Annotated in this window: 15 protein-coding genes; 8 read left to right on the top strand and 7 right to left on the bottom strand. The window is 58.6% G+C overall.

What is annotated here, in order from left to right; translation table 11 throughout:
• Positions 1 to 35 precede the first annotated feature (35 nt).
• A complete protein-coding gene (gene katB / locus C2E19_RS25605) occupies positions 36 to 1,577 on the bottom strand; it encodes a catalase KatB (RefSeq protein ID WP_129396179.1) in 1,542 nt (513 codons plus the stop codon).
• A 286-nt stretch (positions 1,578 to 1,863) separates the two neighbouring features.
• Here katB and mscL point away from each other — a divergent pair, with 286 nt between their 5' ends.
• Positions 1,864 to 2,277, top strand: coding sequence for a large-conductance mechanosensitive channel protein MscL (mscL, locus tag C2E19_RS25610; RefSeq protein ID WP_129395607.1), 414 nt, complete (start codon positions 1,864 to 1,866; stop codon positions 2,275 to 2,277).
• A gap of 45 nt (positions 2,278 to 2,322) precedes the next feature.
• Here the strand turns inward: mscL and C2E19_RS25615 are convergent, their stop codons facing one another.
• A complete protein-coding gene (locus C2E19_RS25615; protein WP_129395608.1) occupies positions 2,323 to 3,099 on the bottom strand; it encodes a ferredoxin--NADP reductase in 777 nt (258 codons plus the stop codon).
• A 325-nt stretch (positions 3,100 to 3,424) separates the two neighbouring features.
• On the opposite strand from C2E19_RS25615, the gene C2E19_RS25620 reads away from it, so the two are divergent.
• Positions 3,425 to 4,138: an autoinducer binding domain-containing protein gene (locus tag C2E19_RS25620; RefSeq protein WP_129395609.1), complete on the top strand. Its 714-nt coding sequence runs from the start codon at positions 3,425 to 3,427 to the stop codon at positions 4,136 to 4,138.
• 173 nt (positions 4,139 to 4,311) lie between these two features.
• Positions 4,312 to 5,436 carry a class I SAM-dependent methyltransferase gene (locus C2E19_RS25625; protein ID WP_129395610.1) on the top strand — a complete coding sequence of 375 codons (1,125 nt, stop codon included), beginning with the start codon at positions 4,312 to 4,314 and terminating at the stop codon, positions 5,434 to 5,436.
• A 78-nt stretch (positions 5,437 to 5,514) separates the two neighbouring features.
• Here the strand turns inward: C2E19_RS25625 and C2E19_RS25630 are convergent, their stop codons facing one another.
• From C2E19_RS25630 to C2E19_RS25640, 3 genes are all read right to left on the bottom strand, one after another.
• Positions 5,515 to 5,682 carry a DUF2474 domain-containing protein gene (locus tag C2E19_RS25630; protein WP_129395611.1) on the bottom strand — a complete coding sequence of 56 codons (168 nt, stop codon included), beginning with the start codon at positions 5,680 to 5,682 and terminating at the stop codon, positions 5,515 to 5,517.
• A gap of 73 nt (positions 5,683 to 5,755) precedes the next feature.
• Positions 5,756 to 6,763 (bottom strand): cytochrome d ubiquinol oxidase subunit II, encoded by a 1,008-nt coding sequence (gene cydB, locus C2E19_RS25635; RefSeq protein ID WP_093434736.1) that lies wholly within the window; start codon positions 6,761 to 6,763, stop codon positions 5,756 to 5,758.
• A gap of 3 nt (positions 6,764 to 6,766) precedes the next feature.
• Positions 6,767 to 8,215, bottom strand: coding sequence for a cytochrome ubiquinol oxidase subunit I (locus C2E19_RS25640; RefSeq protein ID WP_129395612.1), 1,449 nt, complete (start codon positions 8,213 to 8,215; stop codon positions 6,767 to 6,769).
• Between the two features lie 566 nt (positions 8,216 to 8,781).
• Between C2E19_RS25640 and C2E19_RS25645 the strand changes: the two genes are divergently transcribed.
• Entirely contained in the window at positions 8,782 to 10,020 is a 1,239-nt protein-coding gene (locus C2E19_RS25645; RefSeq protein ID WP_129395613.1) for an MFS transporter, read from the top strand.
• A 5-nt stretch (positions 10,021 to 10,025) separates the two neighbouring features.
• On the opposite strand, the gene C2E19_RS25650 is transcribed toward C2E19_RS25645, so the two are convergent.
• Together C2E19_RS25650 and C2E19_RS25655 are read right to left on the bottom strand one after the other, a co-directional pair.
• Positions 10,026 to 10,577, bottom strand: coding sequence for a DJ-1 family glyoxalase III (locus C2E19_RS25650; protein WP_129395614.1), 552 nt, complete (start codon positions 10,575 to 10,577; stop codon positions 10,026 to 10,028).
• A gap of 66 nt (positions 10,578 to 10,643) precedes the next feature.
• Positions 10,644 to 11,048 carry a DUF4879 domain-containing protein gene (locus C2E19_RS25655; protein WP_256661315.1) on the bottom strand — a complete coding sequence of 135 codons (405 nt, stop codon included), beginning with the start codon at positions 11,046 to 11,048 and terminating at the stop codon, positions 10,644 to 10,646.
• Between the two features lie 260 nt (positions 11,049 to 11,308).
• Between C2E19_RS25655 and C2E19_RS25660 the strand changes: the two genes are divergently transcribed.
• From C2E19_RS25660 to C2E19_RS25675, 4 genes are all read left to right on the top strand, one after another.
• Entirely contained in the window at positions 11,309 to 12,604 is a 1,296-nt protein-coding gene (locus tag C2E19_RS25660) for an NCS2 family permease (RefSeq protein ID WP_129395616.1), read from the top strand.
• On the top strand, positions 12,601 to 13,680 hold the full coding sequence (trmA, locus tag C2E19_RS25665; RefSeq protein WP_129395617.1) for a tRNA (uridine(54)-C5)-methyltransferase TrmA: 1,080 nt from the start codon (positions 12,601 to 12,603) through the stop codon (positions 13,678 to 13,680). Before C2E19_RS25660 ends, trmA begins: the two co-directional genes overlap by 4 nt.
• A gap of 298 nt (positions 13,681 to 13,978) precedes the next feature.
• Entirely contained in the window at positions 13,979 to 14,419 is a 441-nt protein-coding gene (gene aroQ / locus C2E19_RS25670; protein WP_008084592.1) for a type II 3-dehydroquinate dehydratase, read from the top strand.
• A gap of 5 nt (positions 14,420 to 14,424) precedes the next feature.
• Complete coding sequence (locus tag C2E19_RS25675) at positions 14,425 to 15,279, top strand: shikimate dehydrogenase (protein ID WP_129395618.1); 855 nt, start codon at positions 14,425 to 14,427, stop codon at positions 15,277 to 15,279.
• Positions 15,280 to 15,323: the final 44 nt, after the last annotated feature.

A 15,323-nucleotide genomic window follows, 5' to 3' on the forward strand; every position in this document is an offset into this window, starting at 1 on the left:
GCCTGATTCAGGCCCCGCATGGCATGGCGTCGGGATCAGTCGACCAATTTCGCAGCCAACGCCTTGACCCGGCTCAGATCACCCTTGGCCACGGCTGTCACACCGCTGCCGTATTCCGGATCAGCCTTATAAAGGAAGGACAGGATGATGTGCTTGCTCTCCTCGTCAGTGGTCGCCAGCGAGCCGCCGAAGCTGTCGATCAGGTCACGACGTTCCTTCTGGCTGAATGAGCGATACAGATCACCGGCCTGCTTGAAGTTCTGCTCCCGTGTAATTTTCGCCTGCTGAGTATTGCCAGACAGCGCCGACTGACTGTAAAGCGCACTGTTTGTTTCTTCACGCGGTTGCAAACGGCTCGGCTGATAATTGACCCCGGAGTTGCTCGCGCCGATGTTCATTGCGCCATCCTGGTTGCCGTTATTCACCGTCACCTTCGGTGCATTGATCGGCAGTTGCAGCGCGTTGGCGCCCAAGCGATACATTTGCGTGTCAGCGTAAGAGAACACTCGGCCTTGCAATAAACGATCTTCCGAAGGCTCGATCCCCGGCACCACATTAGCCGGCGCCATGGCCACTTGTTCGGTTTCCTGGAATACGTTTGCCGGATTTCGGTTCAAGACCATTTGTCCAACTTTTCGCTCAGGGATACCTGGCCAGATCTTGGTCGCGTCCAATGGATCGAAATCAAACTTGGACAAATCTTGTGGTTTCAGCACTTGAATGTACAAGTCCCATTTCGGGAAATCACCTTTATTGATATGCGTAACAAGGTCACTGGTCATATGACTGTAGTCTTGACCCTGAACTTTACTTACTTCTTCAGGCGTGAGGTTTTTGATCCCTTGCAAACTTTTCCAGTGAAACTTCACGTAGTGAACTTCACCTTTGGCGTTAACCAACTTATAGGCGTGTACGCCATTACCATCCATTTCTCGATAACTTGCTGGCGTTCCCGAGTTGGAATACAACTCGGTGAGCGTTCGAGTGGCTTCAGGCACATGGGAAAAGAAATCGAAGCGACGTGAGTCGTCGTCAAGGTTAGTCCGCGGATCTGGTTTAAAGGCATGCACCATATCCGGAAACTTGATTGCATCACGGATGAAAAAGGTCGGAAAGTTATTCCCAACCAGATCCCAATTGCCATCGGCGGTGTAGAACTTGGTGGCAAAGCCACGAGGATCGCGCAAGGTTTCCGGGGAGTGGTTGCCATGCACCACGACGGAAAACCGTACGAAGACCGGCGTCGCCTGGCCGGCGGCAAATACCTTGGCCTTGCTCAGGTCGCTGAGATCGTTGGTCACGGTGAAGGTGCCATGCGCACCGGTACCGCGGGCATGCACCACGCGCTCGGGAATGCGTTCACGATCGAAACGCTGCAGCTTCTGGATCAGTTGCACATCCTGCAGCAGCACCGGGCCATTGGCGCCGGCGGTTTGCGAGTTCTGGTTGTCACCGACCGCTGCGCCGTTATCGCGCGTCAGCGGCGCGGCATTCACGGACAACGTCAGCAGGCTGGCGGTGAGTACGCCGAGGGTACGGCGATGGGGAAAAGCCCCTATGCCAAGCGATGAAGTCATATCAGGTTCCTCTGGTTTTTTTGGGCGCATCCTGGTGCGCCAACCAGAGGCTAGAGGGCGTAGCGCTGGAACCTAAATAGAATCTTCACAAGTTCACCATTAAGAAAAATAGCTTCCTGATCAGCGAGTTAAGGCGTATTTCGCGCGCGATTAGTGGCACTTTGCAAACTATTTACCGATTAATGTGTCGATAAAAACGGGTATTGTAAGAAGGTGTTTCGCGCAGGACGCGTTTTGCTGATTTACACTGCGTACACCAACCTCATCTGTAACAAGGAAATAACCTATGGGCGTGCTAAGTGAGTTCAAGGCCTTCGCGGTCAAAGGCAATGTGGTCGACATGGCCGTCGGTATCATCATCGGTGCGGCCTTCGGCAAGATTGTTTCGTCGTTTGTCGGCGACGTCATCATGCCGCCAATCGGCCTGCTGATCGGAGGTGTGGACTTCAGTGACCTGGCGATTACGCTGAAAGCTGCCGAGGGCAGCACCCCTGCGGTCGTCATGGCGTACGGTAAGTTTCTCCAGACGATTCTGGACTTCGTGATCGTCGCCTTCGCGATTTTCATGGGTGTCAAAGCCATCAACCGCCTGAAGCGTGAAGAGGCCGTGGCCCCTACTCTGCCGCCGGTTCCGACCAAAGAAGAGGAACTGCTGGGCGAGATCCGCGACTTGCTCAAGGCGCAGAACAACCGCCCCTGAACAGGCGGCGCAAAACAAAACGGCACCTGCGAGGTGCCGTTTTTTTTACCAGTAGTTTTCCACCGCTACCTGGCCGGGCCTGCGGGTCAGGCTCAGGCTCATACCGCGATGTTTGAGCAGGGCGCGGGTGTCGTCGATCATTTGCGGATTGCCGCACAGCATGACCCGTGAATGCTCGGGCGAAAGCTCTACACCGGCCTTGCGCTCCAGCTCACCGCTTTCGATCAGTTGGGTGATACGCCCATTCAGCGCGCCAGGATGCTCCTCACGCGTTACCGTCGCGATGAACTGCAATTTGTGCGCGTGCTCTTGCAGATAATCCCGTTGCGTCAGTTCGGCAATCAACGATTGATAAGCCAGCTCCCGCGCCTCGCGCACGCTGTAGACGAGAATGATGCGCTCAAATTTTTCCCAGACCTCGAAGTCCTGCAGAATCGATAGAAACGGCGCCACCCCGGTGCCCGTCGATAACATCCACAGGTCGCGGCCATCAATGAAACGATCCAGGGTCAGATAACCAAAGGCCTGACGCTCCACCAGCAAGGTGTCGCCCACCTGCAGTCGGCTGAGCTCGCTGGTGAATTCGCCTCCGGGGACTACGATGGAAAAGAACTCGAGAAACTCATCGAACGGCGACGACACCATCGAATAGGCCCGCCACACCGTGCTGCCATCTGCCTTGGTCACCCCGAGTCGGGCGAACTGGCCCGCACGAAACCTGAACCCGGCATCCCGGGTGGTACGCAGCGTGAACAGATTGGCCGTAACCGGCTGGACATCAAGCAAGGTCTGTCGGGTGAACTTCTCAGTGCTGGCAGTCATGAGGCACTCCATCGAACGGATAGCCGCAGTTTCGCGCAATCCTCTGCGATTAAACACCGGTGGTTTGTAATGGTATTAGCACTAAGCTCGCGCAAACAAGATCTCAACGCATTCTCAAACGTGTAAGCCCTGAGTATCACTTTTCGTTTAGATGCTATCCCCAATATAAAAACCGCGAGCACTAATATCTTTTTTTGAAAATAACACCATGTTCCAAGAGCGAAATATTCCAGAACACTTTGTAAGAAACGTCCTACACTTCGTTTTCGTGCTGATCCACTGGATCCAAAAAGCACCCCCGCGAAGTACTCATGGAGAGTTTGTGATGGAAATGTGGAAGGAGTCGCAGTTAAAGCAACTGACTTTCGCAAGGGAAATAGACGTCGCTTATCCAATCCTGCTGAGATTTGCCGAGAATATTGGATTCAGTTTTTGCGCTATCTATTTGACATCAAACAATCGGAATGCCGATTTTAATGCCTTGCAAATCAATAACTATCCCAAGCAGTTCAGTCAGCAATATGAAAAGGAGCGTTACAGTAAAGTTGATCCGGCAATAGCACATTGCAACCACTCAATGTTGCCGATCGTCTGGAGCGAGAACCTGTTTTCGTCTACCCCGCAATTATGGCAAGCCCAGCAGGAATATGGCTTGCGCCATGGCTGGTCGCAGTCATTCCTGCATGAAGAGAGCGGCTTGTGCAGCATTATCAGCCTGGCCAGAGAACATGGCCCGTTGAGCCCGCTTGAGCTGTACGAGCATTTTGGCTACATGTTTTACGCGACCAGTCATTTGAGCGAACTGTTCGCCAAAACTCTGCCCAAAGCGGCGCTCAAGGCCGCGCAACCACACCTGTCGCCGCGAGAGCTCGAGGTGTTGAAACTCTCAGCTGTCGCCAAGACCGCTTATGAAATCTCCAGAATCCTGTTCCTGAGCGAGCGAACCGTGAATTATCACGTGCAAAACGTGATTCTGAAGCTCAACGTCTGCAATAAGATTTCTGCCGTCATTGCCGCCGCTCGAATCGGCATTATCTGACGAGAGATCCCCGCCACGACGAAAACCTGCGGGTATTCCAAAGGAAAAAAAAGTACCATTTGCGACCTTCCTGAGTGATGACGCCAGACTGCGCGTCGCATTGCACTCGGACGGTTCCGCCGCACGCTACCCTGGGCCGCGGGACACCCGTTGATTACCCAGAGTCCCGCCCCATGCCTTTGCTCGACACCCCCTTCGCCCAACTCGATCTGATCCGCCAGCCCGAGCAGCAGAATGAACCGCTGCAAGCCTTCGACGCGGCTGACGAATACCTGCTCAATCATCTTGCCGCGCAACAGCCAGCAGCGAACACGCGGGTGTTGGTGCTCAATGACAGCTTCGGCGCGCTGGCTGCGAGCCTCTTGGGCAAAGTCGAGGTGAGCAGCAGCGGTGACTCGTTTCTAGGCTTTCAAGGGCTGGAAAAGAATTTGCTGCGCAATGGCCAGGCATTCGACGCGATTCGCGCAACCCCGGCCAGCGAGCCGTTGGTCGGCCCGTTCGACCGCGTACTGATCCGCGTACCGAAAACCCTGGCCCTGCTCGAAGAACAACTGATCCGCCTGCAAGGGCAACTGGCGCCAGGCGCTGAAGTCGTTGCCGCGGCGATGGTCAAACACCTGCCACGCGCTGCCGGTGATTTGCTGGAGCGTTACATCGGCCCGGTACATGCCTCGCTGGCCGTGAAGAAAGCTCGACTGTTGATAGCCACACCGGAGGCAAAAGCCCCGGCGGTCTCGCCCTACCCGTCGCGCTATCGTCTTGATGAACCGGCGATCGAACTGCTCAACCACGCCAATGTGTTTTGCCGTGAAGGCCTCGACATCGGTACTCGCGCCTTTCTGCCCCACCTGCCACAAAACCTCGGTAGTGCGCGGGTGGCCGACCTTGGCTGCGGTAATGGCGTGTTGGCGATTGCCAGCGCCCTGCGCAACCCGGACGCGCATTACACGCTGGTCGACGAGTCGTACATGGCGGTGCAATCGGCCGCTGAAAACTGGCGCGCGACGTTGGGTGATCGCGAGGTCGTAGTGCGTGCAGGCGATGGTCTGGCCGGGCAGGAGGCACAATCACTGGACGTGGTGCTGTGCAATCCGCCCTTCCATCAGCAGCAGGTGGTCGGCGACTTCCTCGCCTGGCGCATGTTCCAGCAAGCGCGTGAGGCTCTGGTGGTGGGTGGCGCGTTGTACATCGTCGGCAACCGTCACTTGGGTTATCACAGCAAACTGGCGCGCCTGTTCCGGGGCGTTGAGCAAGTCGCGGCCACGCCGAAGTTCGTGATTCTCAAAGCACGCAAATAATCTTCAGGGCAAAAAAAACCCTCCGTGAAGAGGGTTACAAACCGTACCCGAAGGCGCCGGGACGGGGATGATTCAGATTCAGTGCGTGGTCAGGCCTGCCGCACTCATGAACAGGCGCATCAGGCTGGCGGCGATAAACAGCACGCCAACACTGCCGACCCAGATCAGGGCCAGCCAGCCGAGCCGCTGCCACAGCGGCTTTTTTTCGGCTTGTTTAATCTCATGAAGGGAATGTTTGCTGGACATTGTTTCGATCCTCATCAGTCAGATCGATGGCGCCGTTGCCGACGCCATCGCGGGCAAGCCCGCTCCCACAGGTTTAGTGATAACCGTCTTCATGGGTGACCTTGCCGCGGAACACGTAGTAGCTCCAGAAGGTGTAACCCAGGATGAACGGGATGATGAAGAGCGTGCCCACCAGCATGAAGCCCTGGCTTTGCGGCGGTGCGGCAGCGTCCCAGATCGAGATCGACGGCGGCACGATGTTCGGCCACAGGCTGATGCCCAGACCGCTGTAGCCGAGGAAGATCAGCACCAGGGTCAGCAGGAACGGCATGTAGTTGGCATTGCGTGCCACCGCGCGGATCAGGCCGTACATCGTCACCAGCACCAGAATCGGCACCGGCATGAACCAGAACAGGTTGGGCATGCTGAACCAGCGCGAGGCAATTTCCGGATGCGCCAGTGGCGTCCACAGACTGACGACACCGATCACCGCCAGCAACACGAACGCCAGAGGCCGGGCCAGATTGTGCATCTGCTCTTGCAGCTTGCCTTCGGTCTTCATGATCAGCCAGGTGCAGCCGAGCAAGGCATACGCCACCACCAGCGCGGCGCCGCAGAACAGTGTGAACGGTGTCAGCCAGTCGAGTGAACCGCCGGCGAACTGCCGATTGACCACCGGCAAGCCATCGATAAATGCACCCAGTGCCACGCCCTGGAAGAACGTCGCCGCCACCGAGCCGCCGATAAACGCCTTGTCCCACAGATGACGTTTGTCGTCCTTGGCCTTGAAGCGGAACTCGAACGCCACACCCCGGAAAATCAAACCGATCAGCATGAAGATCAGCGGCAGGTACAGCGCCGACAACACCACCGAATACGCCAGCGGGAACGCGCCGAACAACGCCGCGCCGCCCAGCACCAGCCAGGTTTCGTTGCCGTCCCAGACCGGGGCGACGGTGTTCATCATCACGTCACGATCGACCTTGCCCGGGATGAACGGAAAGAGAATCCCGATCCCCAGGTCGAAGCCGTCCATGACCACGTACATCATGATGCCGAAGATGATGATCACGGCCCAGATCAGCGGAAGATCAATACCCATGAGTCAAATCTCCTTGGTCAGGCGGACGTCGTCGTCGCCGTGGTCGGCATCCGCCGAATCGTCGGCAGCGGACAACGGACGAGCCGGTGTGCGTTTTTTGCCTGGACCACCCTCCGGCGTTTCTGCGCCTTCGCTGATCTTCGGCCCTTTACGGACCAGGCGCATCATGTAGCCGAGACCTGCACCGAACAGCGCGAAATACACCACCACAAACATGATCAGGGTGATGCTCATCTGCACGAAGCTATGGTTGGAAGAGGCATCCGCCGTGCGCATCAGTCCATAAACCACCCACGGCTGACGGCCGATTTCGGTGGTAAACCAGCCGGCCAGAATCGCGATCAGACCGGACGGCCCCATCCACAACGCCAGATAGAGGAACGGCCGCGAGGTGTAGAGCGTGTCGCGCTTACGCAGCCACAGACTCCACAGACCGGTGAAGATCATCAGGAAACCGAGGCCGACCATGACCCGGAACGACCAGAACACGATGGTCGAATTCGGCCGGTCTTCCGGTGGAAACTCCTTGAGCGCCGGCACCTGTTTGTCCAGCGAGTGCGTGAGGATCAGGCTGCCGAGGTACGGGATCTCCACGGCGAACTTGGTCTTCTCTTCTTTCATGTCCGGCCAGCCGAACAGGATCAACGGCGTCGCTTCGTCGCCTTTGTTTTCCCAGTGACCTTCGATCGCGGCGATTTTTGCCGGTTGGTGTTCGAGCGTGTTCAGGCCATGGAAGTCGCCAATGACTGCCTGGATCGGCGCGACGATCAACGCCATCCACATCGCCATCGACAGCATGGTACGAATGGCCGGGTTGTCCTTGCCGCGCAGCAAATGCCAGGCTGCCGATGAACCGACGAAGAACGCCGTGGCAACAAACGCAGCGGTCGCCATGTGCATCAGTCGATACGGGAACGAGGGGTTGAAGATGATCGCCAGCCAATCGGTCGGAATCACCTGGCCGTTGATGATTTCAAAACCCTGCGGGGTCTGCATCCAGCTGTTGGATGCCAGAATCCAGAAAGTCGAGATCAGCGTACCGATGGCCACCATGATCGTGGCAAAGAAGTGCAGACCCCGCCCGACCTTGTTCCAGCCGAACAACATCACCCCAAGGAAACCGGCTTCGAGGAAGAACGCAGTGAGCACTTCATACGTCAGCAATGGCCCGGTGACGGCGCCGGCGAAGTCCGAGAAGCGACTCCAGTTGGTGCCGAACTGGTAGGCCATGACCAGCCCCGAGACCACGCCCATGCCGAAGTTGACGGCAAAGATCTTCGACCAGAAATGGTAGAGGTCACGGTAAGTGTCGTTGTGGGTTTTCAGCCACAGGCCTTCGAGTACCGCAAGGTAGCTCGCAAGACCGATGGTGATGGCCGGGAACAGGATGTGGAACGAGATGGTGAACGCGAACTGAATTCGGGCGAGATCTAGTGCCTCTAAACCGAACATATGGCTTCCTCTGTCAGGTAATACCGGCTGCGGACCCGGAGGCCTGCACCCACTGCCCCCACGGATATGAGTGCGGCGAATTCTGATTCGTTCTTTTTAAACAACCATCGCAACGCAGGGAGTCTGGCCAACTGGCCGCCGGATCAATTCCGTTGAGGTCTTGATCTGGATCAAGCAACGTTGAAAGAGTAGTCCCATTTTTGCCGATGAACTGCGTGGTCGTTTGCCGCGTGACAAGTTGCCTCATTGCAGCTGCAACGCCCTGCAACAAATCCCCGGAGCCATGTGATGGTAAGGAAACAACACATAAACCCTGTGGCGAGAAGATTTATCCCCGTTGGGCTGCGAAGCGGCCCCGAATCCATCCAGCGCGTATTTTCAGATCAATCGTGGCGCCCAATTTGCGACTGCTGCGCGGCCGAACGGGGATAAATCCCCTCGCCACAGGGTTAATTTGTGATGGCGAGAATATCGATGTCTGGCTAACTAAATTTTTTGTCATAGCAACTTCCTGTTACAGACTGGTGATAACCTCGCGGTTCCCCTCGAACCAGACCTGCCTTCAGATGCCCAGCCAAGAGCCTTTGCTGTTACGTCACCACCGCCCCTTCCTGGCTTTCTGGATGGCGCGAATTTTTACCGCCAGCGGTTTCCAGATGCTCACCGTGGCGATTGGCTGGAACCTCTATCAACTGACCGGCAACGTTCTCGATCTGGGTCTGGTGGGCCTGGTCGAATTCGCTCCGCGCGTGCTATTCATGTTGCACACCGGGCATGTCGCTGACCGCTACGACCGACGCAAAGTCGCAGCGATCTGCCAGTCGTTACAGGCGTTGATCGCCCTGGCGCTGGCCATCGGCAGTGCAACCGACCATGTCACCCGCGAGATGATCTTTATCCTCGCCTTCCTGCTCGGTGCGGCGCGCTCCTTTGAGATGCCGACCACCCAGGCTTTGCTGCCAAGCATCGTGCCTAGTGCATTGTTCCCCCGCGCCGTTGCGGCGGCGCAGTCGGCGCAACAGTCCGCGACCATCGTCGCCCCGGCCCTTGGCGGTCTGCTCTATGCGTTCGGCAGCGTCTGGGTATATGGCCCGACGGTGCTGCTGTACGTGATTGCCTGCACGCTGATGCTCAACCTGCCCGCACGACAAACGCCATTGAACAAAGGCAAAGCCACACTGGATTCATTGCTCGCGGGGATCCGCTTCATTCGCAGTCGCCCGGACATCCTCGGGGCGATTTCACTGGATCTGTTTGCGGTGCTGCTCGGGGGTGCCACAGCGCTGCTGCCGGTATTCGCCAAGGATATTTTGCTGACCGGCCCGTGGGGGTTGGGCCTGCTGCGTTCGGCACCGGCGGTTGGCGCACTGGGAATGTCGCTGTTCCTCGCACGATTTGCCGTGGAGCGTAAGGTCGGCCGGGTGATGTTTACCGCAGTCGGTGTCTTCGGCGTCGCGACCATCGCCTTCGGCCTGTCGACCTCGTTCTGGTTCTCGCTGGCGGTGCTGGTGGTGCTCGGCGCGGCGGACATGATCAGCATGGTCATTCGCGCCTCCTTCGTGCAACTGGAAACCCCGGACGAAATGCGCGGCCGGGTCAGCGCGGTGAACGGCCTGTTCATCGGCGCTTCGAACCAGCTCGGCGAATTCGAATCCGGCGTCACCGCCCACTGGTTCGGTACCGTGCCGGCCGTGGTAATGGGCGGGATCGGCACGCTGGTGGTGACGGGGACATGGATCAAGCTGTTCCCGACACTGGCTAACCGCGATCAGATGCATGTGCCGGTGGAAGAGGCGAAGATCTGAAGCCTTCAGACCAACAACGCCCCCGCCACTTTCGCCCGTAGCGCCTTGCCGCCAAGTTGCTCAACCAGCGTTAGCGCAAACTCCAACACCGCGCCGGAGCCCTGCGCGGTGATGCAGTTGCCATCCACCACTACCGGTTGATCAACAAACGTACAGCCGGACAATTGATGGCTGGTGCTCGGCAGACAGGTCATGCGCCGCTGGCGCAATACGCCAAAGGCTTGCAGGGCGACGGCCGGGGACTCGGCGATGGCGGCGAACAGGCGGCCGGCGCTGGATTGATCCTTGAGCAGTTGTTGCAGGGGCTGGTGCGCGGCCAGGTGTTGCGAACCGACGGCGCCGCCGGGCAGTACGATCAGGTCAAAATTCTGCGCCAATACATCGACCAGCATGCCGTCGGCGGTCAGGCGTGTGCCGCGCGCGCAGGTCAACATGCGCCGGCCTTCGATACTGGCCGCGACGACTTCGATCTCCGCGCGGCGCAACACGTCGATCAGGCTCACGCATTGCAGATCATCAATGCCCTCGGCGAGGGTAATCAGGGCTCTAAAAGTCATGGGCGCCATCCGCTGGGTGATCCTTGAAGCGTAGTCAGCTTCCTCCGGATCGCGCAGCGCCAGGCGTTACTTGATGTAAAGCTGCGTCGAGACCTGGTTGCCCGGCGCATTGATCGAGGTGTTGCTGAAGGTGAACGTGCCTTCCTGCTTGCCCTCCAGATCATAGATGTACAACGCGCCGACGATCTTCGTCGCCGCGCCCGTGCACTCCGTCAGGTTGCCGTTACCGTAGGCGCAAACCTGGGTTTTCATCCCGTCGAGCCCGAAACCGTCCAGTGCGACACTGGGTACACGGCCGTAACCCATCTCCAGCACATACACCTTGATGTTGGCACCGCCGTGGTCGCAAGCGGTCTTGTCTTGCCCTTGGGAAATATTTTCGATGCCACAAGCGGCCGACTGTACCTTGAGCACCTGGACACTGGACAACGGCGGCGCCGATGCCGCCATTACGGCAGGCACACTGGCCATAAACGTGCAAAACAGCCCCAACGATCGAACGAAATTGCGCTTGACGCCCATCATGCCCCTCCCCCCAAAACAGGCGCGCAGTATGGCGCACTTCGCCTGACTGCAAAACATCGCCGACGATCGCAGCCAATCCCCCACGCTGCTGGTATGATGCGCGGCTTTTTCCGGCCCACCACAATTTTCCAGGCGCTTGCGACGGTCTGTGCTTTGCTGTTGAGGTCGATACATTCACGGCGCTATGCGCGCCACGGGGAGCAGACATGCTGGAAAGGCTGTTTCAACTCAAGGCACACAACACCAACGTGCGCACCGAGATTCTTGCGGGCATCACGACGTTCCTGGCCATGGCCTACATTCTGTTCGTCAACCCGAGCATCCTCGGCGAGACCGGCATGGACAAGGGCGCGGTGTTTGTCGCCACCTGTCTGGCCGCCGCGATCGGTTCGACGATCATGGGCCTGATCGCCAACTACCCGATCGCCCTGGCACCGGGCATGGGTCTGAACGCCTTCTTCACCTACACCGTCGTCCTGCACATGGGTCATACCTGGCAAGTGGCGCTGGGCGCGGTGTTCATTTCGGCCGTGTGCTTCTTCCTGCTGTCGATCTTCCGCATCCGTGAATGGATCATCAACAGCATTCCGCTGCCGCTGCGCTCGGCGATTGCTGCCGGTATCGGTCTGTTCCTGGCGCTGATCGCCCTGCACAACGCCGGCATCGTGGTCAGCAACCCGGCGACCATGGTCGGCCTTGGTGACCTGAAACAACCGGCGCCGATCCTCGCCACCCTCGGTTTCGCCCTGATCGTTGCTCTCGAAGCGCTGAAAGTGCGCGGCGCGGTACTGATCGGCATTCTGGCAGTGACCATCACCTCCATCGCGATGGGCTTCACCCCGTTCGGCGGCGTGACTTCGATGCCACCATCGCTGGCCCCGACCTTCATGCAGCTGGACATCAAAGGCGCACTGGACATCGGTCTGGTCAGCGTGATTTTCGCCTTCCTGTTCGTCGACCTGTTCGATAACTCCGGCACCCTGATCGGCGTCGCCAAGCGCGCCGGCCTGATGGGCAAGGACGGCCACATGCCGAAAATGGGGCGCGCGCTGATCGCCGACAGCACCGCGGCCATGGCCGGTTCGCTGCTGGGTACTTCGACCACCACCAGCTACATCGAATCCGCTGCCGGCGTCAGTGCTGGCGGGCGTACCGGCCTGACGGCCATCGTGGTGGCGATCCTGTTCCTGCTGGCGCTGTTCTTCTCGCCACTGGCAGCCAGCGTTCCGCCATTCGCCACGGCACCGGCGCTGCTGTTCGTCGCCGTGTTGATGACATCCGGCCTGGCGGAAATAGACTGGGACGACATCACCGTTGCTGCGCCGGTAGTCGTGACCGCGCTGGCCATGCCGTTCACTTACTCGATCGCCAACGGCATCGCGTTCGGTTTCATTTCCTGGACCGTGATCAAATTGCTGTCGGGGCGTGCCCGCGAGCTGAACCCGGCGCTGGTGATTCTGTCGATTCTGTTCGTGATCAAGTTGGGTTGGTTCAACGCATGACATTTGATTCCCAGGCTTACGCCGAACAACTCGAAGCCAAGGTCACGCGTTTGCGTGATCTGCTGACGCCGTTCGATGCCCCCGAGCCGACCGTGTTCGACTCGCCGCTGCAGAACTTCCGCCTGCGCGCCGAATTCCGCCTGTGGCGCGAGGGTGGCGATCGGCATTACGCGATGTTCGCTCAGGACGACAAACGCACGCCGATCCTGATTGAAGAGTTCCCGATTGCCAGCCTGCGCATCAATCAGTTGATGCCGCAGCTCAAGGCGGCGTGGCAGGCCAGTTCGGCGCTGAGCCACAAGTTGTTTCAGGTCGAGTTTCTGACCACGCTGTCCGGCGACGCGATGATCACCCTGTGCTATCACCGTCCGCTGGACGAACACTGGCATGCGGCGGCAACCAAGCTGGCGGCGGATCTCGGCGTCAGCATCATCGGGCGCTCGAAGGGCAAACGCGAAGTGCTTGGCCTCGATTACGTGGTCGAGAAACTCGAAGTCGGCGGTCGTACCTTCAGCTATCGCCAACCGGAAGGCGCGTTCACCCAGCCTAACGGCACAGTGAACCAGAAGATGCTGAACTGGGCGTACGAATCGCTCGGCGACCGCCCTGACGACCTGCTGGAGCTGTATTGCGGCAACGGCAACTTCACCCTGCCGCTCGCCACCCGCGTGCGCAAAGTGCTGGCCACGGAAATCAGCAAGACCTCGGTCAACGCGGCACTGAGCAACCTTAGCGAAAACGCTGTGGATAACGTCACTCTCGTGCGTTTGTCCGCCGAAGAGTTGACCGAAGCGCTCAACGAAGTGCGCCCGTTCCGTCGCCTGCAAGGCATCGACCTGAAGAGCTACGAGTTCGGCAGCGTCTTCGTCGACCCGCCACGTGCCGGCATGGACCCGGACACCTGCGAGCTGACCCGGCGTTTCGACAACATCCTGTACATCTCCTGCAACCCGGAAACCCTCGCGGCGAACATCGCCCAGCTGCACGACACGCACCGCATTACCCAGTGTGCGTTGTTTGACCAGTTCCCGTGGACGCACCACATGGAATCGGGTGTGTTGCTGACCCGGCGTTGATTGCGGAATAGCTGATATGAGAAAGCCGTCGTGATTGACGGCTTTTTTGTGGGTGTTCTAAAAGATCGTCCGAACGCGGCCCGAACCTTCGGCAGCTCCTACAGGGAAACGCGTTCCTATGTAGGAGCTGCCGCAGGTTCGGGCCGCGTTCGGACGATCTTTTGATCTGTGCGATCACCGAACATAAAACGCCAAGGCCATTTTTGTTCAATTGACCATGGTAACCATCTAGTACATTTTATCTCCACAGGCCGAAACCTTCGGCCAAAGCCAAAAACAATAAGTGGAGTCACGCCTCATGCCCCCTATCGTTCTGGTGCTCAACGGCCCGAACCTGAACCTGCTCGGCACCCGTGAACCGGCGACTTACGGTCACGAAACCCTGGCCGACATTTCCGCCCTGTGTGGTCGCGCCGCGGAAGAATTCGGCCTGGCCGTGGAGTTTCGCCAGACCAATCACGAAGGCGAACTGCTCGACTGGATTCACGCTGCCCGTGGCCGTTGCGCCGGGATCGTGATCAATCCGGCCGCGTGGACGCACACTTCCGTCGCCATTCGCGACGCGCTGGTGGCCAGTGAGTTGCCGGTGATTGAAGTGCACCTGTCCAACGTGCATGCGCGCGAACCGTTTCGTCATCACTCGTTTGTCTCGGCGATTGCCACAGCGGTGATGGCCGGGTTCGGCAGCCATGGTTATCGCCTGGCGCTGGAGCATTTCAGTCAGCGGCTGAAGGGGTGAATCACATGTCTCGCTATAACGTGATACTCGCCGGGCTGATCGGCGCCGGCATTCAGGCCTCGCGCACGCCGGCGCTGCATGAACACGAAGGTGATGCGCAGGGCATGCGTTACCTGTATCGATTGATCGATCTGGATCAGTTGCACATGGACAGCACTGCTCTGCCCGACCTGCTGCTGGCAGCCGAACAGATGAATTACACCGGGCTGAACATCACGTTCCCGTGCAAGCAGGCAATCATTCCTTTGCTCGATGAATTGTCGCCGGAAGCGCGAGGTATCGGTGCGGTCAACACGGTGGTGCTCAAGGACGGTAAACGTATCGGCCATAACACCGATTGCCTGGGATTCGCCGAGGGTTTTCGCCGTGGCCTGAAGGACGCTGCCCGTGATCGCGTGGTCCAGATGGGGGCCGGTGGTGCTGGCGCGGCAGTGGCCCACGCGTTGTTGAGCGAAGGCGTACAGCAACTGAGCATTTTCGACGTCGACAGTGAGCGCGCTGAAAGTCTGGCGAACAACCTGAATCAGCATTTCGGTTTTGGTCGTGCGGTGGCCGGTCGGGATCTGCCGAGCACGCTGAATCTAGCGGATGGTCTGGTCAACACCACGCCAATGGGCATGGCCAAACTGCCGGGCATGCCGGTGCCGGTCGAGCTGTTACGCAAGGAGTTGTGGGTAGCGGAGATTGTGTATTTCCCGCTGGAGACCGAACTGCTGCGCAACGCCCGCGCACTCGGTTGCCGGACGCTGGATGGCGGCAACATGGCGGTGTTTCAGGCGGTGAAGGCGTTTGAGTTGTTCAGCGGCGTGGTGCCGGATGCGCAGCGGATGCTCGCGCATTTTCAAAGCATGAAGGGTTGAACTCTGCCCCCTGTGGGAGCGAGCCTGCTCGCGAAGGCGTCCTG

It is taken from the genome of Pseudomonas sp. DTU12.3 (assembly GCF_004124275.1).
In the GTDB taxonomy this organism is placed as follows: Bacteria; Pseudomonadota; Gammaproteobacteria; order Pseudomonadales; family Pseudomonadaceae; genus Aquipseudomonas; species Aquipseudomonas helmanticensis.